Source organism: Methylocaldum sp. 14B, from assembly GCF_002005105.1.
In the GTDB taxonomy this organism is placed as follows: Bacteria; Pseudomonadota; Gammaproteobacteria; order Methylococcales; family Methylococcaceae; genus Methylocaldum.
The window spans coordinates 49,571-70,861 of the sequence record NZ_MSCV01000012.1 but is presented as its reverse complement, the minus strand read 5'-3'; the positions used below and the strand labels follow the sequence as shown (position 1 = coordinate 70,861).

21 protein-coding genes are annotated in these 21,291 nt (G+C 56.9%); 18 read left to right on the top strand and 3 right to left on the bottom strand.

What is annotated here, in order from left to right; translation table 11 throughout:
* Positions 1-6: 6 nt before the first annotated feature.
* The 18 genes from B2A78_RS10865 (at position 7) to B2A78_RS10760 (ending at position 16,306) form a co-directional block, all read left to right on the top strand.
* Positions 7-396, top strand: coding sequence for a TfoX/Sxy family protein (locus B2A78_RS10865; protein WP_077730015.1), 390 nt, complete (start codon positions 7-9; stop codon positions 394-396).
* Positions 393-674 carry a YciI family protein gene (locus B2A78_RS10860; protein ID WP_077730014.1) on the top strand — a complete coding sequence of 94 codons (282 nt, stop codon included), beginning with the start codon at positions 393-395 and terminating at the stop codon, positions 672-674. Before B2A78_RS10865 ends, B2A78_RS10860 begins: the two co-directional genes overlap by 4 nt.
* Before the next feature lie 123 nt (positions 675-797).
* Positions 798-1,223 (top strand): VOC family protein, encoded by a 426-nt coding sequence (locus B2A78_RS10855; RefSeq protein WP_077730013.1) that lies wholly within the window; start codon positions 798-800, stop codon positions 1,221-1,223.
* A gap of 179 nt (positions 1,224-1,402) precedes the next feature.
* On the top strand, positions 1,403-1,801 hold the full coding sequence (locus B2A78_RS10850; protein WP_077730012.1) for a VOC family protein: 399 nt from the start codon (positions 1,403-1,405) through the stop codon (positions 1,799-1,801).
* A gap of 75 nt (positions 1,802-1,876) precedes the next feature.
* Positions 1,877-2,809, top strand: coding sequence for an aminoglycoside 6'-N-acetyltransferase (gene aac(6') / locus B2A78_RS26315; RefSeq protein WP_240502486.1), 933 nt, complete (start codon positions 1,877-1,879; stop codon positions 2,807-2,809).
* Between the two features lie 567 nt (positions 2,810-3,376).
* A complete protein-coding gene (locus B2A78_RS10830) occupies positions 3,377-3,802 on the top strand; it encodes a GFA family protein (protein ID WP_077730010.1) in 426 nt (141 codons plus the stop codon).
* Between the two features lie 133 nt (positions 3,803-3,935).
* Entirely contained in the window at positions 3,936-4,796 is an 861-nt protein-coding gene (gene blaOXA, locus B2A78_RS10825) for a class D beta-lactamase (protein ID WP_240502480.1), read from the top strand.
* 680 nt (positions 4,797-5,476) lie between these two features.
* On the top strand, positions 5,477-6,124 hold the full coding sequence (locus B2A78_RS10815; protein ID WP_077730008.1) for a dihydrofolate reductase family protein: 648 nt from the start codon (positions 5,477-5,479) through the stop codon (positions 6,122-6,124).
* Between the two features lie 76 nt (positions 6,125-6,200).
* Complete coding sequence (locus tag B2A78_RS10810; RefSeq protein WP_077730007.1) at positions 6,201-6,608, top strand: SRPBCC family protein; 408 nt, start codon at positions 6,201-6,203, stop codon at positions 6,606-6,608.
* A gap of 218 nt (positions 6,609-6,826) precedes the next feature.
* A complete protein-coding gene (locus tag B2A78_RS10805; protein ID WP_077730006.1) occupies positions 6,827-7,585 on the top strand; it encodes a hypothetical protein in 759 nt (252 codons plus the stop codon).
* A 109-nt stretch (positions 7,586-7,694) separates the two neighbouring features.
* Positions 7,695-8,129, top strand: a complete 435-nt coding sequence (locus tag B2A78_RS10800; protein WP_077730005.1) for a hypothetical protein — start codon at positions 7,695-7,697, stop codon at positions 8,127-8,129.
* A gap of 530 nt (positions 8,130-8,659) precedes the next feature.
* Positions 8,660-9,250: a GrpB family protein gene (locus B2A78_RS10795; RefSeq protein ID WP_077730004.1), complete on the top strand. Its 591-nt coding sequence runs from the start codon at positions 8,660-8,662 to the stop codon at positions 9,248-9,250.
* A 156-nt stretch (positions 9,251-9,406) separates the two neighbouring features.
* Positions 9,407-9,844 carry a ribosomal protein L7/L12 gene (locus B2A78_RS10790; RefSeq protein ID WP_143735144.1) on the top strand — a complete coding sequence of 146 codons (438 nt, stop codon included), beginning with the start codon at positions 9,407-9,409 and terminating at the stop codon, positions 9,842-9,844.
* 412 nt (positions 9,845-10,256) lie between these two features.
* Entirely contained in the window at positions 10,257-11,057 is an 801-nt protein-coding gene (gene ygiD / locus B2A78_RS10785) for a 4,5-DOPA dioxygenase extradiol (protein WP_077730002.1), read from the top strand.
* Between the two features lie 713 nt (positions 11,058-11,770).
* Positions 11,771-12,943 carry a glycosyltransferase gene (locus B2A78_RS10780; protein WP_077730001.1) on the top strand — a complete coding sequence of 391 codons (1,173 nt, stop codon included), beginning with the start codon at positions 11,771-11,773 and terminating at the stop codon, positions 12,941-12,943.
* Between the two features lie 321 nt (positions 12,944-13,264).
* Complete coding sequence (locus tag B2A78_RS10775) at positions 13,265-14,047, top strand: potassium channel family protein (RefSeq protein WP_077730000.1); 783 nt, start codon at positions 13,265-13,267, stop codon at positions 14,045-14,047.
* A gap of 749 nt (positions 14,048-14,796) precedes the next feature.
* Positions 14,797-15,606, top strand: a complete 810-nt coding sequence (locus tag B2A78_RS10765) for a hypothetical protein (protein ID WP_077729998.1) — start codon at positions 14,797-14,799, stop codon at positions 15,604-15,606.
* Positions 15,607-15,913: 307 nt separating this feature from the next.
* Positions 15,914-16,306 (top strand): lysozyme inhibitor LprI family protein, encoded by a 393-nt coding sequence (locus B2A78_RS10760; protein ID WP_077729997.1) that lies wholly within the window; start codon positions 15,914-15,916, stop codon positions 16,304-16,306.
* Positions 16,307-16,964: 658 nt separating this feature from the next.
* Here B2A78_RS10760 and B2A78_RS10755 read toward each other — a convergent pair.
* From B2A78_RS10755 to B2A78_RS26035, 3 genes are all read right to left on the bottom strand, one after another.
* Complete coding sequence (locus B2A78_RS10755; RefSeq protein ID WP_077729996.1) at positions 16,965-17,471, bottom strand: YetF domain-containing protein; 507 nt, start codon at positions 17,469-17,471, stop codon at positions 16,965-16,967.
* Positions 17,472-17,556: 85 nt separating this feature from the next.
* On the bottom strand, positions 17,557-18,054 hold the full coding sequence (locus tag B2A78_RS10750) for a hypothetical protein (RefSeq protein ID WP_077729995.1): 498 nt from the start codon (positions 18,052-18,054) through the stop codon (positions 17,557-17,559).
* Between the two features lie 15 nt (positions 18,055-18,069).
* The gene (locus B2A78_RS26035; RefSeq protein WP_168175394.1) at positions 18,070-21,285 is read right to left on the bottom strand and encodes a DUF6519 domain-containing protein; all 3,216 of its coding nucleotides are present in this window, start codon (positions 21,283-21,285) and stop codon (positions 18,070-18,072) included.
* Positions 21,286-21,291: the final 6 nt, after the last annotated feature.

Below are 21,291 nucleotides of genomic sequence, written 5' to 3'. Positions count from 1 at the left end.
TCCGTGATGAATACGCACCAACATTCCGGCACCGCAAGTCTTGAAGACAGAATCCGGAACTCGCTCATCGGCTTGCCGGTTTCAGAGAAGCGCATGTTTGGCGGCGTAACCTTTCTGTTAAACGGCAACATGCTGTGCTGCGCTTCAAAGAAAGGCCTGATGGTTCGCGTCGGCAAAGATGCCGAACCGCAGGCACTTGCCAATGCCATGGCAAAGCGTTGCGACGGTGGCGGTCATCCCATGCCTGGTTTCATATCGATTGAACCTGCTGGAATAAGCCAGGACAATGCTCTCGAAAGCTGGCTGCAAATGGCACTGACTTACGTTGGCACTCTACCCCCAAAGACAGAAAAATCCAAAATCAAGCCTCAACACTTTACCAGGAGAAACCAATGAAAAAGTTTATGTTCCTGCATTATGGATTTGAAAAACCCACCCCGGAAATCATGAAGGCTTGGCAGGCTTGGTTCGAGTCCATTTCAGACAAGCAAGTCGAGCAGGGTGGGTTCGCCGGTGGTCGAGAAATTTCAAAGAACGGCGCCAGGGATCTACCCTGGAATATGGAGTCCATTACGGGTTACAACATCATCGAAGCAGAAAGCCTTGATGCCGCCGAAAAACTAGCCCAAAGCAATCCGTTTATTTCAAGTATTCGAATCTATGAGTTGAGGTAAGCATCACTGGCTAACAACGCCATCAACACGGACGGTGGAAAGCAGCGCTCCTTCGTCGCACCGCTTTCCACCGCCGATTATGGTGAACATTAGGCGCTTTACCCACCACAGTCGGAGATCTTAGTGAAGCAATCGCTCGGCCTCGTTTCCCTCGTTGTTCATGACTACGATGAAGCTATCGACTTCTTCGTCGGTACTCTCGGTTTCAGACTCGTTGAAGATACGTTCGTACCTGAGCAATCCAAGCGATGGGTTGTCGTCTCGCCACCTGGCGCAACAGAATGCCAACTCCTGCTCGCGCGCGCCTCAAGCCCAGACCAGGAAAGCCGCATTGGCGGCCAAACAGGTGGTCGGGTGTTCCTCTTCCTCTACACTGATGACTTCTGGCGCGACTATGAGTCCTATCGATCAAAGGGCGTCGTGTTCGTCCGTGAACCAAAGCATGAGTCGTACGGGACGGTTGCCGTGTTTCTCGATCTCTACGGCAACAGGTGGGATCTTCTTCAGCCAACGGAATCACACATCAGGCTTCGCAATGGCAGCGCCTAACAATTCATTCAAGCCGATGCCGCTTCACGGCACGGCATAACTCAAGCATTGAGGCCGTAGAACACCCTCAACTCGAAAATTGAGCCCACGAACAATCAATCGGTTGTTTGCCCTAAAATGCTCGAAAATAGGGTCTTTCTACAGCTTCGTTAAGCGTCCAACACCAGTCGAGGTATCTAATGCCAACAGCCAGACCATTCCTCATGTTTCAGGGCGGCAGCGCGCAGGCTGCGCTTGACCTGTATTTCGCCACCTTCCCTGATTCCCGCATGGTGCGAGTCGAATACTGGACTCAAGGCGAGCCGGGTCCTGCCGGCACTATAAAGGTCGCCTTATTCACTATTTGCGGCCGCGAGTTCATGTGCTCGGATAGCCCGATAAAGCATGATTTTTCGTTCACGCCTTCGAGTTCCACTTTCGTGGAATTTGGTTCGGCAGCAGAGCTAGAGCAGGCATTTGAAACGCTGTCTGAGGGCGGTCAAGTCCTGATGCCTTTGGGCAACTACGGGTTCAGCCAGCGGTTCGGCTGGGTAAATGATCGCTTCGGCGTATCTTGGCAGCTGAACCTTGCTGCCTAACACGGCACGCCAGCCGACCGTTTTGCCTCCGCTCCGCCGCGGCAAAACGTCGGCCGAGTTCAGGCGTTGGGCGGTATGAAGATCGAGCGGTTGGCCACTGCGCTGGATCCTGACTGGCTGCGCTTGCGCCTCGAGTTGTGGCCTGATGGGCGCGCAGACGAGCATCTGGACGAGATGGCCGCCTTCTTGGTAGAGCCGGAGCGCTACGCTCAGTTCATCGCCCGGTCAGCAGAGCAAGGAGCAGTTGGTTTCGCCGAAGCCTCCATCCGGACCGACCACGTGAACGGCACTAAGTCCGCGCCCGTCGCATTCCTGGAAGGTCTGTACGTGAGCCCAGGCGCCCGAAAACGAGGCGTGGCAAGAGCTTTGGTCGAGGTGGTGGCTCAGTGGGCCACTTCTAGAGGTTGCGTGGAGTTGGCTTCCGACACGCCCATCGAGAACGAGGTGAGTCAAGCCGTCCACCGCAAGCTGGGCTTCGCAGTGACGGAGCGAGTGGTGTACTTCAACAAGACGCTCAAACCCACGAATGCCGCCTTGCCCGCGCGGCCGGCCGTGGAGGGTCGCGTTAGCTCGAACGTTAGGCGTCCCATCAACAAGATCAGTATGTTGAGCGATGAAGACCAAATCCGCGCGCTTGTTCAAACGTGGCAGTCCGCCACCAAGGCAGGCGATATAAAGACCGTGCTTGGTCTCATGACAGACGATGTTGTCTTTCTCGTTCCTGGCCGGCCGCCTATGCGAAAGGCGGAGTTTGCGGCCCTGTCACAGGTCCCGCCCGGCAGCCCTCGTCCGAAGTTCGAGGGCACGTCGGAGATTCAGGAGGTTCAAGTTTCTGGTGACATGGCGTTCGTATGGACCAAACTTTCTGTCGCGGTCACACCGCCAGGGGCGAGCCAGGCGATAGAGCGAGTGGGGTATACGCTTACGGTCCTGCGGCGTGAGCATGGCGAGTGGCTCCTGGCCAGAGACGCAAACCTCTTGTCACCAGTTCAGCGTTCTAGCACATGACGTCCAACCGATCGCTCGAACCGACGCGCTACAGCGAGCTTTGCCCGCTTCCGCGCGCGCGTGAGCTCAAACGTTAGGCTCAAGAATATGGCGCGAAGATACCTCACCCAGTCCGAAGCAGAGTCCGCCCTGAGTAGAGGGAAAGCAATTGAGTGCTTCCTCGGCGGTTGTGTCAGAGACGGGAAGCCAGGCATTCGGTGGCTTTCTGCGCGTGTCTCTAAAGAGGGCTTCACTGTCTCAGTCTATGAGAGCGCGAATATCGGGAGCGCAGAGTTTACTGACGTTTACGAATTCGGACCGCTCGACCCGGAACTTGAGTTTGAGGATCCGGTAGAAACGTTCAGCGCCGACTCCTTTTCCAAGCTTACCGCTGAGCTAGAGCGTCGGTTCTTTTGCTGCACAGAGCGCTTAGTGAACGAGTTCGTAATTCAAGATGAGTATGCAGACTATTTGGCGCAGAAGCGCTCGTAAGGTGGGGCCCAACAAGGCGCTCGAGGCGACGCCGCTAAGCTTTGCAGCTTTATCAGGCATCGTCATCGGCGCGCGTCAGCTTGGTCGTTGGGCGGCATGAACACACCGCGCGATCCATCGTCGAGCATTCGCTCGTTGTCGGGCAAATGCCTATGCGGTGCCGTCCGGTACACGGTCGAAGATAGCTTCTGCTACGCACTCAATTGCCATTGCTCGAACTGCCGCCGCGCTACTGGGGCTGCCTTCAAGCCGTTCGCGGGTATCGAGCGTGAGAAGCTCATCCTCAGCCAGGGGCCCGAATCCCTGCTCATCTTCGGAGAGGAACTTGCCCACGACGCACGGTGCGCGAAGTGCGGTTCCCTCCTTTATTCCGTGGTTCGAGAAGGTCAGTTCGTCCACGTACCGCTCGGGACGCTTTGCGATGAACCTACCATCCGTCCCTCGGCGCACATCTTCGTCGGCTCGAAGGCGCCGTGGTTCACCATCACCGACAGACTCCCTCAGCACAATGAGTTCGACTGAGAACCAAGGCGCCCGCATGCCGCCCGACCCTTCGTTGCACCCGATTCGCTACAGCGGGCTTCGCCCGCTGTAGCGAGCGGGTGAACTCAAACGTCGAGGGTGTAGAAAAACGCTCAACTCGAAAATTCAGTCCATGAACAATCAACGAGTTACAGACCCTAGAATGCGCGAAAAAAGGGTTTTCCACAGCCTCGATAGGCAGAAGGAAATTATGAAGCAGCTACTCGCTGTGGTATTTGTACTGTTTACATTTCGAGCCTATGCCGTTGGTTGGGAAGAAAGCGACAAAGTAGCTGCCATATTTAAAGGCTCCGGCGTGAACGGCACGTTCGTTCTCTATGATGTCACCGCGCAACGATTAATTGGCTACGGCAAAGCTCGCGCTGAAACACGTTTTGTTCCAGCCTCAACGTTCAAGGTTCCCCACTCGCTGATCGGACTCTCAGTTGGCGCGGTAGAGAGTGTTGACGAAGTCCTGCCTTACGGTGGTCACCCACAGCCGTTCAAAACCTGGGAGAAGGATATGGGATTGCGCGATGCGATTACCCTGTCCAATGTCCCGATCTACCAGAGTTTGGCCCGACGTATCGGCTTAACGCGCATGAGCGAGAATCTTTCACGGCTTGATTTCGGAAATGGAGAAATAGGTACGTCCATCGATACCTTTTGGCTGAATGGCCCACTCAAAATCAGTGCAGTGGAGCAAACTCGTTTTCTTGCCAAGTTGGCTCAGGGGGCATTGCCGTTCCCCCGGTCGGTTCAGAAAAGCGTTCGCGAAATCGTTCTAATGGAGCGGGGAGAAAATTGGGCGCTATATGGTAAAACGGGTTGGGAAAACGCTCCTAACCGAGGTATTGGCTGGTGGATCGGGTGGGTACAAAAAGGCGATCGTGTATATGCGTTTGCATTGAATATGGATATTCAGCAAGCAACCGATGCCAAGAAACGTGTAGAACTGGGTAAAGCGAGCCTTAAAGCGTTGGGGATACTGTGACGACAAAACAGATGCCTAACAATCGCATGCACTCGGACAGCAAAAGGCGCCACATCGCTCTGCCTTTTGCTGCCGGTGATGCACAGCATTAGGCCACGCAAGCAGGACTATGCACTGACTCGTCGCACTCATGATTCACGTGCCTGTACCGTCAGAGGCTCGTACCTGGTATCAGCGGGCGTTCCCCGAAGCGGATCAGGTTCACTCCATCTCAGGACTCCAAGCGGTTCGTGTCGGCGATGTTCAGTTGGAGTTCGTGCCCTCCGACGAGAAGGTCTCCTCTGGTCCGGCGGGTACCGTCGCCTACTGGCAAGTGCCAGAGTTCAACGCAGCGTTGGCCGCACTCCAGGATCTCGGAGCCACGCTCTACCGCGGGCCGCTGAACATAGAGAATGGTCTCGTCATATGCCAAGTCCGAGACCCCTGGGGCAACTGCATTGGCATCAAGGGCAAGAGAAGCTAGGCGCTCGCGCGGCGGTGGACTGCTCGTCTCACGTCAAGGCTGCTTTCGCCCGAACGCGTGGCCTTACCCTTCGCCAGAGCCGATCTCCACCGGCATGGCACTTGGCCCCTCGGCTCAAACGTTGGGCGTCATCGAAGCCATGATTAAACGGCCGTGTCGAAATTGGACAGCACCGTTCGACTACGTAAAGAGCATTTCGCTCGCTTAGGAGATCACGATGAGTAAGGTACGCGTGCTGTGTTTCAGTCTTTCCCTTGATGGATTCGCCGCCGGGCCCGAACAGAGCCTCGAAGATCCGAATGGTATCGGGGGTCTGGATGTACACGAGTGGTTTTTCCCGACCGCAACGTTTCAGCAACTGCTGTACGGCAAAGAAACGGGCACAACCGGAATAGACAACGATTTTGCGGCGCGCGGCATCCAAAACATCGGAGCGTGGATTTTGGGCCGCAATATGTTTGGCCCGGTTCGCGGCCCTTGGCCAGACGAGCACTGGAAAGGCTGGTGGGGTGAGAACCCTCCGTTTCACACACCGGTCTTTGTGCTGACGCATCATGCACGCGCGCCCATCGCGATGGCAGGCGACACGACATTTCATTTCGTCACAGAAGGAATCCACGCGGCCCTAGAGCGCGCCAGAGCGGCGGCAGGTGGTATGGATGTGCGCCTTGGCGGTGGAGTGGCAACGGTTCAACAGTATTTGCGCGCGGGTCTAGTCGACGAACTCCATCTTGCTTTTGCGCCTGTTCTGCTAGGTTCAGGGGAGAACTTGTTCTCCGGCATCAACATGCGCTCGCTCGGCTATCGATGCGTGGAGCGTGTGGCTACCGACAAAGCAACTCACGTTGTCCTAAGAAAAACCTGAGTATCGAGATAATGCCGCCCAACAAGGCCCGTCGGCTGCACTTGGGCGTTAGCTGCAATCAAAAAGGAGACACGCCATGAAAATTACCGTTGAAACCACCGTAGCTGCACCCATCGAGGAAGTCTGGCGTGCATATACGACACCCGAGGACATCAAACAGTGGAATGCTGCATCCGATGATTGGCACACAACCGCTGCCACGGTCGATTTACGCGTTGGCGGTACCTTCTCCTCACGAATGGAGGCAAAAGACGGCAGCATGGGGTTTGATTTCGCTGGCACTTATACGAATATCGTGAAGCACAAATTGATCGAGTATTCCTTCGGCGATCGCGCAGCGCAGGTAGAGTTCGCTGATAGTCCGAAAGGCATTAAAGTACGCGTAACCTTCGATAGCGAGCCAACTCATTCTATCGAACAACAGCGCGAAGGGTGGCAAGCCATTCTTAACAACTTCACTCACCATGTTGAGGCAAGCAGGTAGTTTCTCGCGGCGCCAATCGCCGCCGACAACCCGTTTCGACACCGACTCGCAAAAGGGGCCGCCTCCCGCCCCTTTTGCTCGCGGGTTAACGCGAACGTTGATGCTGTAGAAAAACGCTCAACTCGAAAATTCAGTCCATGAATAATCAACGAGTTATAGACCCTAAAATGCTCGAAAATAGGGTTTTTCTATACCCTCGTTACACTTCGAGATCGTGTATGAGGAAAGTCGCCTTTTTTGGGATATTGCTGCTACTTTTCGGTAGGAATGCGGTAGCGGGGTGGTATCAGGTCACTAATTACATCGGCAAAATTGGTACGTACCCCATCCATTTTTCACTTCAGGAATACGACTTTGGCAGTGGCCTAGCCTTCCACGGGAGCTACTACTATGACAAGAACATTATTCCGATTCCGATCTACGGCAAACGCGGTAGCTCAGGCACTATTGAGCTTTGCGAAATTCATGACGAGACTGAATTTGATCGCATTATTGTTCAAGGTTCCCGATCTGGATTTGACACATCATCTTGCCAATTCAAGCTGAGCGCAGATGAGACTGGTGCTCAGGGAACATGGGTCAGTGGCGGAAAGAGCTACGATGTGAGCCTGCACCGAAGCGCTGTTTTGGATGACAAGACCGGCGCGGGATTGACGAAAGGCAATATAGAAATCCCATTTTGGGGGCAAACCAAGAATCACGCGTTCATTGGTGTTTATGAAGGTGCCGAGTCCGGCGTGATTTTCAAAACGATCAAAGTGATAGACAAGCGCACCCGAACCGTAACTCAGGAATTTAATCCGCAAGAGCATGACTGTTCATTCGGGTTCATCATGACGCCTATATACATGAATGTCGGGAGCTATAAATCTAAGGTAGAACAAATAACCCTTAGTTGTGACAGAAAAGAGAGTGATTTTGCTTTTTACGTCTTCAATCAGAAATCCAAACAATTTGTATTTTCGCAGACGAGGTAATCCAACTTCCGGTCCCAGCTGCCCGGCAAAAGCCGCGTGGTTTCGGTGTTACGAGTCACTGTTTGGGCGGCCGCTTTTGTGGTCGGATGAGTAATTCTTTAAGTCTGCCATGAAGAGATTGCTTGTGCTCTGTCTCCTCGGATCGCCGGCGAGCTTCTACGCCGCGGACTTTTGTGAACGCGATACAACAATCGATCCGGAGTTTCCTGCCGGTCTCGGTGGTTCCTACGAAATCGTCGGGAAGGACCCTCTTACGGGATCCGCCTATGCGGGATCGCTTATTGTCGATTACGGCAAATCCACCTATTCGCTCACCCGCTCGGCTCAGGATGATAAGGTCCATGGAGACGCTTGGATCGAGCGCTGCGGCGCCGACAAGATCGTCGTTTTGATCGCTCGCCACTACACCAAGCCCGCACCGTTGGATCTCAGATGTTCTCTCGGAGCAGATGGCGGCAACTATTATCGAACGACTTGTAGAACCCGTTACCTGGGCACCCACCGTTGGAGCGGTCTGGAAGCATGGTTTCAAGAACAGGAGTGAGCTTGCCTATCAACACCGTCAACACGGACGGCCACAAGCGATGCGCCTTCGACGACGGTAAATTGATTCAAGCTTTCGTAGGTCGGCAATCCTTTGCCGACGAAGACGCTCGGTTGGCAGGTGGCGTCGGGAAAGGATTCCCAACCTACAGGGCGGCACGGTTGTAGGTCGGCAATCCTTTGCCGACGAACCCGTTGGCCCAACTGCACCGTCGGGAAGGGCGGCTTCGGCGTTCCAATCGCAAACGGTCATCCCAGGAGCGCTGGGATGACCGTTTGCGATTGGAAGGGGCCGATTAAAGGCCCGTTTGCGATTGGAAGGGTCGCGACTAAAGCGACCGTTTGCGATTGGGAAGGGATTCCCGACCTACGCGCGAATGCCCGTACAGTAGGTATGAAAATGCTCTAAGTACATTCCGCAAATACTTGCGGAATCTCGACTGTTTGGCTTGATTGGCGGGGTTGTCCTGCAGGTTGCCTATGCCGCAAGACTTCCCTGAATGTACTTAGCGTCATACGGAGAAAACGAGAATGCCGCTTTCTGACGATTCAAAAGCTCAGGCGGGCACGAGCAACGAATATCTTCTTGCGGTAACGGTCGGCGAACGCAAGCCTCTGAATAGCACCGTCTATCTGGCACCCTACGATCACTATTGGCCGAAACAGTTTGCGTTGCAAGCCAGCAGAATTCGTGACGCCCTATCCGAGAAGGTGCTGCTGCTTGAGCACGTCGGTTCCACATCGGTTCCGGGATTATCAGCGAAACCGCTCATCGACATGGTCCTCGCGGTGTCCGATTCCGCGGATGAATCGTCCTATGTCGCTCCGCTTGAGTCGCTCGGCTTTGTGATGCGCATTCGCGAGCCCGATTGGTTTCAACACCGAATGCTAAAAGCCCCGGAGCCTGACGGTAATCTTCACGTGTTCACTGTCGGATGCCCTGAAATCGATCGGATGCTGGCATTCCGGGATTGGCTCCGGACACATGATGACGACCGGAAACTCTACGAGGAGACCAAGCGTCAATTGGCAGCACGAATCTGGAAAGACATCCAGGACTATGCGGACGCAAAATCAGAGGTCATTCATGACATACTCGCTCGGGCACAGCGTTCACCATGAAAACCATAGCGACGTATTTAAGCTTGGATTGCGAGAGCGAAGCGAAACATAATCTAAGCTTATTCATTCGAGTTAGATGCCTTCCAACGGGCTTTGCCCGCTCCCAAGCGACCCTGAACTCGGGCATGTTAGAGGACATAATCGGAGTCCAGTCAAGTGAATGTATCTGAACAAAAAATATCGCCGTCAGCTATGGCGGCGGCGAAAAACGGAAACATCATCGAAGCCATTAAGATCGTTCGGGAAGCTACCGGCCTGGATTTGAAACATGCCAAGGAATTGGTTGAAAGAGAACTCAAGCATGATGGCCGGTCTTCATCATCTTCACCGCACTCGAGTATGCCAATCAATGCGCTTGTGGCATTGCAAAATGGTCAACTGATAGATGCCATTAGACATTACCTGGAACATAACAAAATTGGCTTGAAGGACGCGAAGGAAGCAATAGAAGACTACTTGGCAAAAAACCCATCGGTTCATCAACAGTTTAAGGCAGCCGCAGCTAAGGGGAGGAATCCTGTCGCAAGGATACTATGGGCAATCGTCGCAGTAGGCTTGATAGCCGTTGGAGGATACCTGGTTACCAAGAATTAACGCTTTAACCGGGAACCCAAGGTAACGAGCCTGACGAGAGCCGTTTGGAGAGTTGTTCTTATTTGCAGCTTTGGGTTTTTGAAGGATTTTCCCCGTCGAGCCCATTAGCTAACACGTTGACGTTTTATAAAACGTTTAACCCGCAAATTAAAATCATAAATAATCGATGAGCCCGCGCAGGGGCGCATTAGCTTAACCGTAACGCCCCCCTGCGCGAGTTCGGTCAATGGTCTTTGTCCGTTCACAGAGCCGATAGCGCCATATCCACCATCGACCACAACCCTGCCCAAGAGGTTTTTCATCGGCCATGGGCGATCAAGTCTATTGAAGCTCCTGTTCCGATACATTGGTCTAAGGGAGACGCGAAAATGCCGGACGCCGATCTACCGCCAAATTTCCCGCGAGTCTGCCCATGAACTCCGTACCTGCGACCAGCTATCGACAACCCGCCGTATTTTTCGGCCACGGCAGCCCGATGAACACGCTGCAGCACAATCGACATACCGACGCCTGGGCATCATTCGGAAGGCGGTTGCTGCAACACCCGCCGTCGTCCGTGATCTGCATTTCGGCGCACTGGTATATCCACGGCACCGCTGTCACCGCAACGGCCGCGCCGCGCACGATCCACGATTTCGGTGGTTTTCCGAAGGCCTTGTACGAAGTGGAATACGCCGCGCCTGGCTCTCCCGAGCTGGCACAACGCGTGGCGGAATTGTTGTCGCCGCTCGCCGTCGCACTCGATCGGAACTGGGGGCTGGATCACGGCACCTGGTCGGTGCTCGCGCATGTCTTTCCGCAGGCGGAAATTCCCATCGTGCAGTTGAGCATCGATGCGAGCAAGCCGCCCCTGTTTCATTTTCAGCTCGGCCAGAAATTGGCGGCATTGCGCGATGAAGGCGTGCTGATCATGGGCAGCGGCAATACCGTGCACAATCTGCGAATGGTGAACTGGGACCATGACGCGCCCGCCCACGATTGGGCGCTGCGTTTCGACGAACGCGTGCACGATTGTCTCGTCAATGGGGACCATACGTCATTGATCGACTATGAGCGGCTTGCCCCCCAGGCTCTACTCGCCGTGCCGACGCCGGATCATTATTTGCCGCTGTTGTACGTCTTGGGCGCGCGCCAGCCTGGAGACGACCTCCGATTCATTACCGAAGGTATCGAGCTGGGTTCGATCAGCATGCTGGCGTTTGCCTTTTCCTGACAAGCAATCGGGTGAATCGGTGAACACGAAAGGCATCGGCACGGCGGATTGGATGGAACGTCAGCGAAACTTATCGCATCTTTAGCCGGTTTCTCGGGCGAATCTCGCCAGTCCGGTCGCTTAAGGAAGCTCTGATCAAGTTGATTCCGTTCATGGTTCGACAAGCTCACCACGAACGGAACCAATACGTTACCGTTCGTCCTGAGCCCTTCGACTTGGCTCAGGACAGGCCTGTCGAAGGATTCAATCAGAGCTTCCTTAAGGCGAACGTGGCGATAGCTTGTCTTCACGAAAAACCTGTAAACAAAAACTCACACGCCAAAACGGTCTCGCAAACGAACCCTTCCGCATAAGGTCCTAATTCACAGAAAACAACGCACAGTGTTGCAAAAAGCTATCGTGATCGTCTTACAGATGGCAGAAGGACGCTAGACCATTTTCCGATCTGGTATCAGGGAGCCCGATAGATAGGTCGGCAATCCCTTGCCGACAAAGTCTTTTGCCGAGCCGATAAGTCGGCAAGGGATTGCCGACCTACGTTCTTCCCACCCGAACACGAATCCGTACACAGCGATGAAAAACGCGCTAGCTCATGAAACACGGAACCGCGCAAGAAGACGCATACCGAGAGAAAAGGCCAGGACGTATTGGGCGGCTTTTCAAAATCGGAGATTGATCGCGAATCGTTGTACCCAGTACACGGAAGGTGCTCTATGACGAAAACCGTTGAGATTTCATCGATTCACGAGAGGCCTGTAACCGAAGACGGCAAAAGCAAGAGAGTCGACATCGTTTACTTCAATGGTGGGGGCGCCCACAAAGGCGTAGCCATGGCTCTACAGGCCGAACTGCAACGCTCTCTTCCCGAAGCCGATGTTCGGGCAGTCAACACCGACCAGATTTTTTCTCACGTTTCTTTGTTGGATTGGCTCACCCGAGCGGGCATTAAGCTTTACAACACGGGTCTGCAATGGGAAACGATGATCGGTTTGCGGCAATACATCGCGCTCGGAAGGGGATTGATGACCTTGATGCAGCCAGCGGCCCCGCGCCTTGCCGCGTTTTGGAAACACGCAGCGCCGCATGTCGTGATCTCGACGATTCCTCTTTGCAACGGAATCATTTTCGCCGCCGCCCGCGAAAGTAACCCGGAAGTGCGCTGTGTGACGATTCCGGTCGATTTCGAAGAGTTCCATAGCCGGTACTGGTTCGACCCGGCCTTGATGTCCTACTACTTGTGCGGAACCGAGCGGCTCGTGCAGCAAGCCTTGCAAAACGGCGTGCCGGAGTCTCATGTCTTTTCTCTCGGGGGTATGCCGGTTCACCCGTCTTTTCTCGCACCCGTCGATACCGACGCGGCAGACGCTCTCGAAGAATTGGGATTGCGAAGGGATCTTCCGACAGTACTCATCTTCTTTGGCGGCCAGGGCTCAAGGTACATGGTCGACATCGCGCGGCGGCTGGATGCTGCAGCGACTCCCGTGAATATGATCGTAATCTGCGGTTGTCACAGAGCAGCCTACGAGGCACTTTGCAAGTGGCGCTCACGCAAGCCCAAGCTGATCGTGGGATACACCGCCAAGGTCGCGGAATACATGAGGCTTGCAGATGTCATGGTAGGCAAGCCGGGCCCGATCTCCATCCATGAAGCCATAGCCTGCCGCATCCCGCTCGTGCTCATGGACAATCCGTCCATGCGCATACTTTTCGAATACAACATCCGTTGGGCAGAGGAAAACGGTATCGCCAAACGGGTCCGGTCCCTGGCGGAAATTCCCGAGGCAGTACATGAAATCCTGGCATCGGACCGCTGGCATCGGAACGTGGCTCGCATAAACGTCGATGCCAATGCGTGCGTTGCTGCTTGTCTACGGCAATTGATGTAAGAGCGTTAGCGGTAGGATGGGTAGAGCGCCAGCGAAACCCATCGCTTCTTTAAGCTGCGCGGCTCGATCGAATAGAGCACTTTCATCTCACCCTTGGGCGCTGCCATGAATGTCACGTGTATGGGCGGACCGGCAAATCTCCTCTATCCCTGGCTTGTAAATGCTCTGGCTCGAACTACATTTTTCAATTCTGGAGATCGATGCCCAATGTCTCTCGCCAGAGAAACAAGAATGAGAATTGTCGACTTAATACACCTTCACGGGTTGGTTTATAGATCTGCTGTAGGTACCTAATATCAGGTATCCCGATAGAGGATTGCAATGCGCGTAGTTACGATGGCCCTCATAGATGTCACCAACTATTTCTTGAGCGCGGTTGCTGTAGCTTTGGCGTTTGCGACGAGGGTGCATCTTGCGTTCGGATATCTGCACGCGCTGGTCATCTTCGCGTTACTTTACTTGGCTGTCGTACGCGTACCTCTGGTCCTGAACTGGTCGAGTAATCTCTACGGCTCCGTATTTCTGCGAGTGTTTTTGCTTCACGTGTTCGCGATCCTCACCTATGGCGTAGCCTATTACTATTACGGAGATTTCACGCCTAGCTTTGATGAGTTCACCGACGCGGTATATTTCAGCGCAATAACGTGGACAACGTTAGGTTATGGGGATTTTAGCCCCGGTGGCGGTGTGCGCCTTCTGACGTCACTACAAGCTCTTACCGGTCTCACTGCACTTGCGGTGCTTGCATCGGTGGTGTGGCTATATTGTGAGAGGCGGCTTCGGTCTCCTGGACGCGACGAACAGGCGGAGGAAAGCTACGAGGTAGAGTTGGACAGCGCCTTTGGGTTGTTCCGGCCGGCTGACACCGAGGCCGCGCGGGTTGAGCAGCGGAACAGAGACCGCATTCGGTGCGCCCGCTGTGGGGTATGCGGGGCGGAGGCGCGGATTGAGAAGTACTTCGACATTATTGGGCGAACGACGCCGCTTCCGAGATTTGTTACCCGGTGCGTTGGCTGCGGAGCCTTCTCAAAGCCGTCTATGAATGCTTATGTAGCCGCTTGGCGCTGGAACCGTATGAACAGAGGAGAGAGGGCGGCAAGTTGAATGTGCTCCCCGTTCTACGCATAGCCACACGCTCAGCCGACGGCTTCGCCGCAGCTGAGCTTCTCCGTTAGAGCGCAATGCTGAACTTCCCACTCATCAATGATCATGACATGTCTGAATGGATCTCCACTGCATGGAACTGGGCACGTGCCAACGACATCCCGAATTGGGTGGTAGTGGCGTTTACAGCCGTTCTTTGGCCCGCCGCACTGTTCTTCTGGCAGCAACGTAAGGTACAAGGTGTCCCCGGCCTTGAGGTGCACTTTGTAGACTGCAAGATCAGAATCGGTGAGCAGCAACACGCAGCGATCGATATTGTGTTTACCAACCACACTGGTTCGGTTGTGTACATTAGTGGAGCACGCGTTCGAAGTTGCACAAAAAATTTCCCCGTTCCAGTAGAGGCGTCTCGAGACGTTGCGCAGAACTCATACCATCTCAAGTTCACGGACAGTGAGGGCAACTACGTCATGCGAGAAGTGACCCTACAGACGAGTCAATCCGGTAAGACGTGTATGCCTGCTTCCCAGCCGATGCAGAGAGAGTTCTTTTCGCATACCGCGTCCTACGTTAGCAGGGTACTACGTAGACCGAAGTACTTTGTTCTCGAATACACGGCCATGGTAGGTACGGCTCGGTACTCTATTTCCACGTGGTACTGATGATGCGCTCTAACCCGTACATCGAGCCGACCACCTCCCCATGTGGACACAATTCATATATCAACAAGCCCTAGCAAGAGGAGCCCCATGCCGGAGATTGAGCATCAATATCGTGGTGAAGCCGTATTCAACTTTGCAAACACGTTGAAGAATGCAAAGAATTGGTCCGGCGTTTCGGCGCAAGACATGGCCATCTACAACGCACTCGGTAAGGACTTGATGGAGTGCTTGTTCAAGACGGGCTCGCCTAACGCCTGGTTCGAGATTTCCGGAATCTATCGGCAAGCATGGCTCGATGAGATCAAGCGCCGGATCAGAGGCCGAGAACTCGTCCTGCTGACGAAGCAGGGCACCAACGACGAGACCCGGTTCATCATGAAGAACGGAGCACTCTACGGCGGCAGTGCGATGCCTACTTCTCTGCTTTTCTCTCAGTTCAAGTGCAATGAACACTTCCAGACCAACTACGGCGACTCGCCCGGCTGGATTGCCTCAAAACGAATAGTCGAAGTCGTGGCGGCGCTCCGTGCGGAACCGGCAAAGAGCATTGATTTCCGAATCTCGGCCTCTTACCTGGGGGGTAAGTGGATTGCGTGGAACAATCGGGGATTCGCGACTCATTGCCTCGCCAACGTGATACCTATGCGGATCGTCCCGAATCCTTCGCCTTCGGAAGACGAACAGTTCCGGCTGAACGAAGTAATCGATGTAAAAACCTTCAAATATTCGACTTCGGTTCCGGAAAGCCGACGAACACCAAGTCACTGGGAACCGGGTGCGCCTTGTTCGGTAATCTCCATCGTGAACGGGGCTAACGGCACACAGGTTCTGTACACCATCAAAAACGGATTCCAGCGTGATAACGGAAACGAAACCGTTTTCAACTCCGTTCGCTGAAGCCTGCGTAGGATGGGTAGAGCGAAGCGAAACCCATCGCTTTCTGGCTGCTTGGCTGGCTCCTTGAGCCGGCTTGGCTTGCCGGAATGCGACGAATGGGGATGCAGTCGCTCGCAGCGTTCAAATTCCTGGTTGAAAACGGGACCCTACAAGGGCGATCATTCCGGGCTTCCGATGGCTCCGACCACATACTAACGGCAACTGAATCAACCCAACGAAACGACCAACGCTTCGCTGCACCGGACGGCAATTCCGCCGTGTTCCATAGCCGCCGGTGAACTTTGGCGTTGGGCATAAGGATACCTGCATGATTAGGCATCTCTCTATTGCACTGCTCGTGATTCCAGCGATTGCGCTCGCAGACAATCACCGCCCCGAGGACTGGCCAGAGGGCAGCGCGATGCACACGGGACGTTCCGCGCAAGTTAGTCTCGCCGCCGCTGATAAACGCCTCAATGAGATTTACCAGAAACTGCTTCGATCCATGCCGGCAGATGAGCCGGACAATTTCCCAAAAACAGCACTCATAGCGGCACAGCGGGCCTGGATCAAATTCAGAGATGCGGAGTGTGCCCTGGTCGGTGAAACCGAGGGAGGTGTGCGCATGTGGAAGTCAGCATTCGACACGGCGTGCCAGTCCCAGATGACGGAGGAACGCGTTGAACGGCTGGAGAAGCTTCTTACCGGCTATGAAAATTAGAGCGTTTTCCGAGTCGGTGTAAGGGATTCGGATATGTAGGTCGGCAATCCCTTGCCGACGTATCGGCTCGGCGAAGGGCGTTGTCGGAAGGGCAGCTCTGGCGCTCCCAGAGATACCGTTTGCGATTGGAAGGGTCGCGACTAAAGCGACCGTTTGCGATTGGGAAGGGATTGCCGACCTACGTTCTCCCCTCCTGGAACGAATCCGTACACCGGGATGGAAAACGCTCTCGAAGCAGCAGACAAATAGGGTCGGTTCGCGATTGATGCTGGACTCGCCTGTCCCACACTTTGCGGCGGAGCAGCCCGCAGTGGCGGATTGCAGGGATGTGCAAGGCTGTTTTTCATCGGCGGTTCGCCTCCTTGAACAAGGCGGATATTGCAGCGCGTAGCAGTTTGAAGACGGCTTCTTAGGACAACGATATTCACGAGTCCCGTTTAACCTAAAAACGGCGGTTGGACGTGCTCGAGTGTGCGGCGGGCGGGTCGGATGGCAAGGCGCGACGAGGCCGCGGGGTAGTCTCCCGCAACGAGGAGCAACACCGCCAGGCGGCCCGCCCGCCGTGCAATCGGGTGCGTAGCAACGTCACCCAAAGGGTGAGACCCCCGATGGCTATAAAGGGGTTCTCTCATAAGAGCTTATTTAGCCATCGAAGCGGTCAACCGCCGTCTTTAGGTTTAACCACGCTGATGGTGCCATCCCCTTCCATGTAGGCTGCCTGTATCTGGGACAGGTCCGCTACCCCACTCTCGCGGACCTTGCGCATCAGTTCCTCCTCGGTCAGGAACTCTCGGCGCAAGTTACGATGCAGAATGCGCCCGTCCTTTATCAGTTCGAGCGCTTTAGGTGCCAGGACGCGCTCGATCCATCGGAACCGGTAAGCGGCCCAATCGAGCAGGAAATTCCAGAACACGATGGTGCTGATCAAAATGAGTGCGTCGGTGATGGACTTGTAATCGGCCGCCATGGCGTTCTGTGCCGCATCGGCGATGATCACCACTACGATGAGGTCGCTGACGGCAACCGAGCCGATATCACGCTTGATGATCAGGCGGAAGATCAGGAATAAGAACCAGTAGACCAGCGTCCCGCGAATGATCGTCTCCGCGACGGGAGCGCTCGGGATGAAGAGTTCCGCCCAATCGATGTTGAGAAACGCGTCCACTGCTCGCTACCTCGTGACTGCTTTCCCCTAAATAGACTGCCGGAACCGGTAGCGAGTTTGTGAAAAGGTTAGAAAAGCCGTTCGATCAGACGAGGGAGGAAAGATCCTTTTCGATCTGGGCGAACACCTCCTCCTGGCGTTTCATGTCTTGCGGCAATGTCTTGGCCGCCTGTTTCAGCGAATCGGTAAGATCCTTGGCCAGTTCCTCCGCGCCCGGCACGTTCTTCAGCAAGGCCGCGACCTCGCGCTGCTTGAGCAGTTCCAGTTGGGCCTTGATTTCGCCGTTCTCGGTTTCCAGCCCCGCCGCCAAGCGGGCGCGATAACCGGACACCGCCTCCCGGAGGCCGTCGATCAGATCGTCGCGCGGATCCTTGTTAGCCGCCGACGGCTTGGGCTTCACGCCCGACACTTCGGGGAGCCGCACCACCGCGCCCGGCTTGAAGGCGTCAGCGCGGGCAAGATGGGGGTTGGCCTTGAGCAGCGATGCCTCGGCGACCTTGCGCGTTTCCGGCGTGAGATTGGCGAAGAGGCGATCGGCCAGGGCACCGATATTGGCTTCGCTCCTGAGCGTAATGACACGCATGAATTCACTCCTTACCTAAATATGGACATTTAATGCGTTCCACGGTGCCGGCAACGCCGTTCCGTTGACCTGGATGGCACCGCTGGTCAAGTTGCCGAGGACCGCAAAATTTCTCGCGGTCAGCGACAGGGTCGGAAATTCGGTCACGCCGACCAGACGGTTGTTGGCCACGCTCGCGTGATCGCAGCCGATGCGCCCGACCAGCGGCGCCGGTCCTGCGGTGACGACACTGCTCAGTTCGGCATCGTTCTGATCGAAGAGACAGCTCAGCACGTCATCGATTTCCACCAAAGGCATTACCGTAAGCGTCCCGCGAAGGCGGTTTCCCCGCAAGCTGGTATTGCCGCGCGCCAGGCTCGCCAGGATGCGCGCCCGAAAGGCGCTCAGGTAGAGGTAGCCTTCCTTCACGGGCAAGACCATCACCCCCGGCGCGGTCACCGTAGTCCCGCCCGCGGGTCCGCCCTGCGCCGCGCCGGACGGGGCGACGACGATCGCTTGCCAGGCGGCGGCACTCGTGGTTTCGGTCCCCTCCAGGCGCGCCAGCGAGTTGTCTTCCACCGCCAGTTGGCTGAAGCTGGCGCCCACCGCCAATCCCACGGTGCGCCCCAGGAAGCTCTGGGGGCCGATGCCGAACATCCGGTTGCCCGCCACCCGCAGTTCCCCCGAAGCCACCGCCAGCAGTGCCGCGCGCAGCGGGCTCTGGGCGGCTTGACGGGCGACGCCGGCGAACAGGTTGTTGACCACATCGGCCCGCGCGACATCCGTCAGGAGCACGCCGAAAAACGGCCGACCCTCCTGATTGAATCCCGCCCCCAGGTTCGAAAACTGGTTGTTTTCCAGGCACAGATAGGCGGCGCCGGCCTTGCGCTCCATGACCAGCGCGCCGAGTCCCGTGTCCTCGATGACGTTGGACTTGATCATGGCCCTGCCCAGCGTTTGGCGGATCGCCAGGCCGTTGCCGCGTAGTCCGCGAATCCGGTTGCCGTGGATCATGACCCGATCGATGGAAACCTTGTCCAGGCCGGGTTCCAGCACGATGCCGTCCGCCGCTGCCTCGCCCGAGCCCACGATTTCGTTGTCGACGATGCGCAAGCCGTCGGTGCCCGCGACCACCCCGGCGCCGGTAATGTGCATGAGGTTGCCGGCGATGGCGATGCTCGCCGCCGGCAGCGCTCCGCCCATCACCACGACGCCCGCCTGGGAGCAGCCGAGCAACAGGTTGCCCGCCAGCCGCAGTTCGCCGTAATGGAGGCTCATGCCGGCGAAACTCACACCCCGCTGGCTGCACAGAAACACGTTGTCGGTCACCCGGCATTGCCCGGTGAGGAGATAATTGCGCTCCCCGGTCAGGGCCGCCACGCCCTGCTCGGCAACCAGGGTGCAATCGCGGATCGACGCGGCGAGCACCGCGCCCGAGAGGCCCACCGCGGCGGAGGTCGCATCGCCGGCCGCCACAGCGAGCACGGCCAGGTGCACCAGGTGCAGATCGATGCAGGCCGCAACCTCGATCAGCGCGGTCGTGCCTCCGCCGGCGGCCGCCCCGGCCAGGGCCAGGTTCTCGACGGTCACGCCGACGCCCTGGGCGATCCGCACCAGGGGCCCGGCGGCGGTGCCCTGCAGGAGGGTCTGCCATCCCTGACCGCGTATCCTCAGGGAACGGACGCCTTCCAGGTTGAGCGGGGCATCCAGCCGGTAAGTCCCGGCATCCAGACAGATGGTGCCGCCGCGCTGGCGGATGCTGTCGATGGCTTGCTGGATGGTCGCGGTGCCCGCGTTATGTCCCTCGGGATGGACGCACACGGTGCAATCGCAGCTCTCGCCCACCGCTTCGGGCGGCCAGAATACCCGGCAATCGGTCTCGCTATCGGGCAGGGTCACCACCGCGAGCCGGGCATAATGGTGATGAATCCCTCGGGGCGGAGCATAGTCCAGCGGCTCGATGCTGCCGTCCGCCACGCGCGCCGCGAACACCCAGTAATCGCCGGCCCGGTATTCGCCGCCGGCCGGGTCCAGGTCGAATTCGACGAGAACGCCGTTCTCCAGCGCCAGTTGGGTGCCGACCGGCGGCAGCGGAATGCCGTCGGAGCTCGCCGAGGCGTTCAGATCGTGGAAGGTGGAACCGTCGGCGCGACGCACCAGCCCCGACTGATCCCAGCGCCGGATGCGGGTATGGCGGGTAGCATCGGTGCGGCCTTGGGCGTCGACGGGAAAGAGTCCCGCGGGCAGCGCGTCTTCGAGCAAGATCGAGCGGGTGGCGGCGTCCACCCCGTCGCCGGACCGGATGCGCCGCAGCAGGCCGGGTCTCCCGTGCAACTCGTGCCAGTCGTCCAGGATTTCGATCCAGTCTCCGGCATGAAAGCCGAGCACTTCGTCACGGCCGACGCTCTCCACCGCCAGCCGGTTGCCCCCGTGGATCTCGATGACCCGGGTGGCGACCGTGGCATTGTCGCGCGACCACTTGAAGGTGGCCGTTCCCTGCCCGCCGCCGCGATGAATCTCCACCCGGTACAGCTGGTTCTCCAAACCCTTGTAGCCCGCGGTGGGCGGCACCAGGCAAGGGTTGGGATCGCCCGGCACATCCCCCGTGGAATTGGTGAGCCGGCCCGCCGAGGGCCGGATGACCGCCGCCCAGCCGGGCACCTCGCCGTCCGGCGTGGCGCAATTGGCGTTGTCGATGCCGGCCAGCACCTTCACCTGCCAGACGGTTTGCAGGCGCGCCGTGGTGTCCACTCCCACCGCCTTCTCGACCAAGGGCGGTTCCTGCAAGTGGGTGACCTCGCGCTGCCAGACGTCGAGATACACCAGGTGCGGCCCCCCCGTGAGCACCGGACGGTTGAAGATATCGGCAGGCGCGGCCTGATCGGTCGCGTTGAACGGCAGGTACGGCTGCCCGAAAAACGGCACGTCGCCGGTGCCGGTGAGTTCGGCGAGCGTGGCGTCCCACTGCGCGGGCTGTGCGCCGTGATTCTCCGCCAGCAGGCCGTCCACATACAGGCGTCCCGGACCTATGGTCAACGCCCCGGCGGTGGCGAGGATGCGGAAGCCGTTGGGCGTGGTGCGGGGCACCACCGCGCGGCCCACGGTATCCAGCGTCCCGGCCTGGAGGCGGCGCGCGAGCTCCGCCACCCACTCGTTCCAGTCGGAATCCAGTTGCACCCTCCCCTGTTGCATCACCACCCCGAAGAAATCCTTCCACGGGTGAAAACTGAAACGGCTGCAGTCGAAGCTCATGGCTCG

Bases quoted from the DNA above. Each gene is read 5' to 3' on its own strand.
- B2A78_RS10750 (WP_077729995.1), bottom strand. From the start codon at position 18,054: ATGCGTGTCATTACGCTCAGGAGCGAAGCCAATATCGGTGCCCTGGCC.
- B2A78_RS10760 (WP_077729997.1), top strand. From the start codon at position 15,914: ATGATTAGGCATCTCTCTATTGCACTGCTCGTGATTCCAGCGATTGCG.
- B2A78_RS10850 (WP_077730012.1), top strand. From the start codon at position 1,403: ATGCCAACAGCCAGACCATTCCTCATGTTTCAGGGCGGCAGCGCGCAG.
- B2A78_RS10765 (WP_077729998.1), top strand. From the start codon at position 14,797: ATGCCGGAGATTGAGCATCAATATCGTGGTGAAGCCGTATTCAACTTT.
- B2A78_RS10865 (WP_077730015.1), top strand. From the start codon at position 7: ATGAATACGCACCAACATTCCGGCACCGCAAGTCTTGAAGACAGAATC.
- B2A78_RS10780 (WP_077730001.1), top strand. From the start codon at position 11,771: ATGACGAAAACCGTTGAGATTTCATCGATTCACGAGAGGCCTGTAACC.
- B2A78_RS10795 (WP_077730004.1), top strand. From the start codon at position 8,660: ATGCCGCTTTCTGACGATTCAAAAGCTCAGGCGGGCACGAGCAACGAA.
- blaOXA (WP_240502480.1), top strand. From the start codon at position 3,936: ATGAACAATCAACGAGTTACAGACCCTAGAATGCGCGAAAAAAGGGTT.
- B2A78_RS10810 (WP_077730007.1), top strand. From the start codon at position 6,201: ATGAAAATTACCGTTGAAACCACCGTAGCTGCACCCATCGAGGAAGTC.
- B2A78_RS10775 (WP_077730000.1), top strand. From the start codon at position 13,265: ATGCGCGTAGTTACGATGGCCCTCATAGATGTCACCAACTATTTCTTG.
- B2A78_RS10800 (WP_077730005.1), top strand. From the start codon at position 7,695: ATGAAGAGATTGCTTGTGCTCTGTCTCCTCGGATCGCCGGCGAGCTTC.
- B2A78_RS10805 (WP_077730006.1), top strand. From the start codon at position 6,827: ATGAGGAAAGTCGCCTTTTTTGGGATATTGCTGCTACTTTTCGGTAGG.
- B2A78_RS10860 (WP_077730014.1), top strand. From the start codon at position 393: ATGAAAAAGTTTATGTTCCTGCATTATGGATTTGAAAAACCCACCCCG.
- ygiD (WP_077730002.1), top strand. From the start codon at position 10,257: ATGAACTCCGTACCTGCGACCAGCTATCGACAACCCGCCGTATTTTTC.
- B2A78_RS10830 (WP_077730010.1), top strand. From the start codon at position 3,377: ATGAACACACCGCGCGATCCATCGTCGAGCATTCGCTCGTTGTCGGGC.
- B2A78_RS26035 (WP_168175394.1), bottom strand. From the start codon at position 21,285: ATGAGCTTCGACTGCAGCCGTTTCAGTTTTCACCCGTGGAAGGATTTC.
- B2A78_RS10815 (WP_077730008.1), top strand. From the start codon at position 5,477: ATGAGTAAGGTACGCGTGCTGTGTTTCAGTCTTTCCCTTGATGGATTC.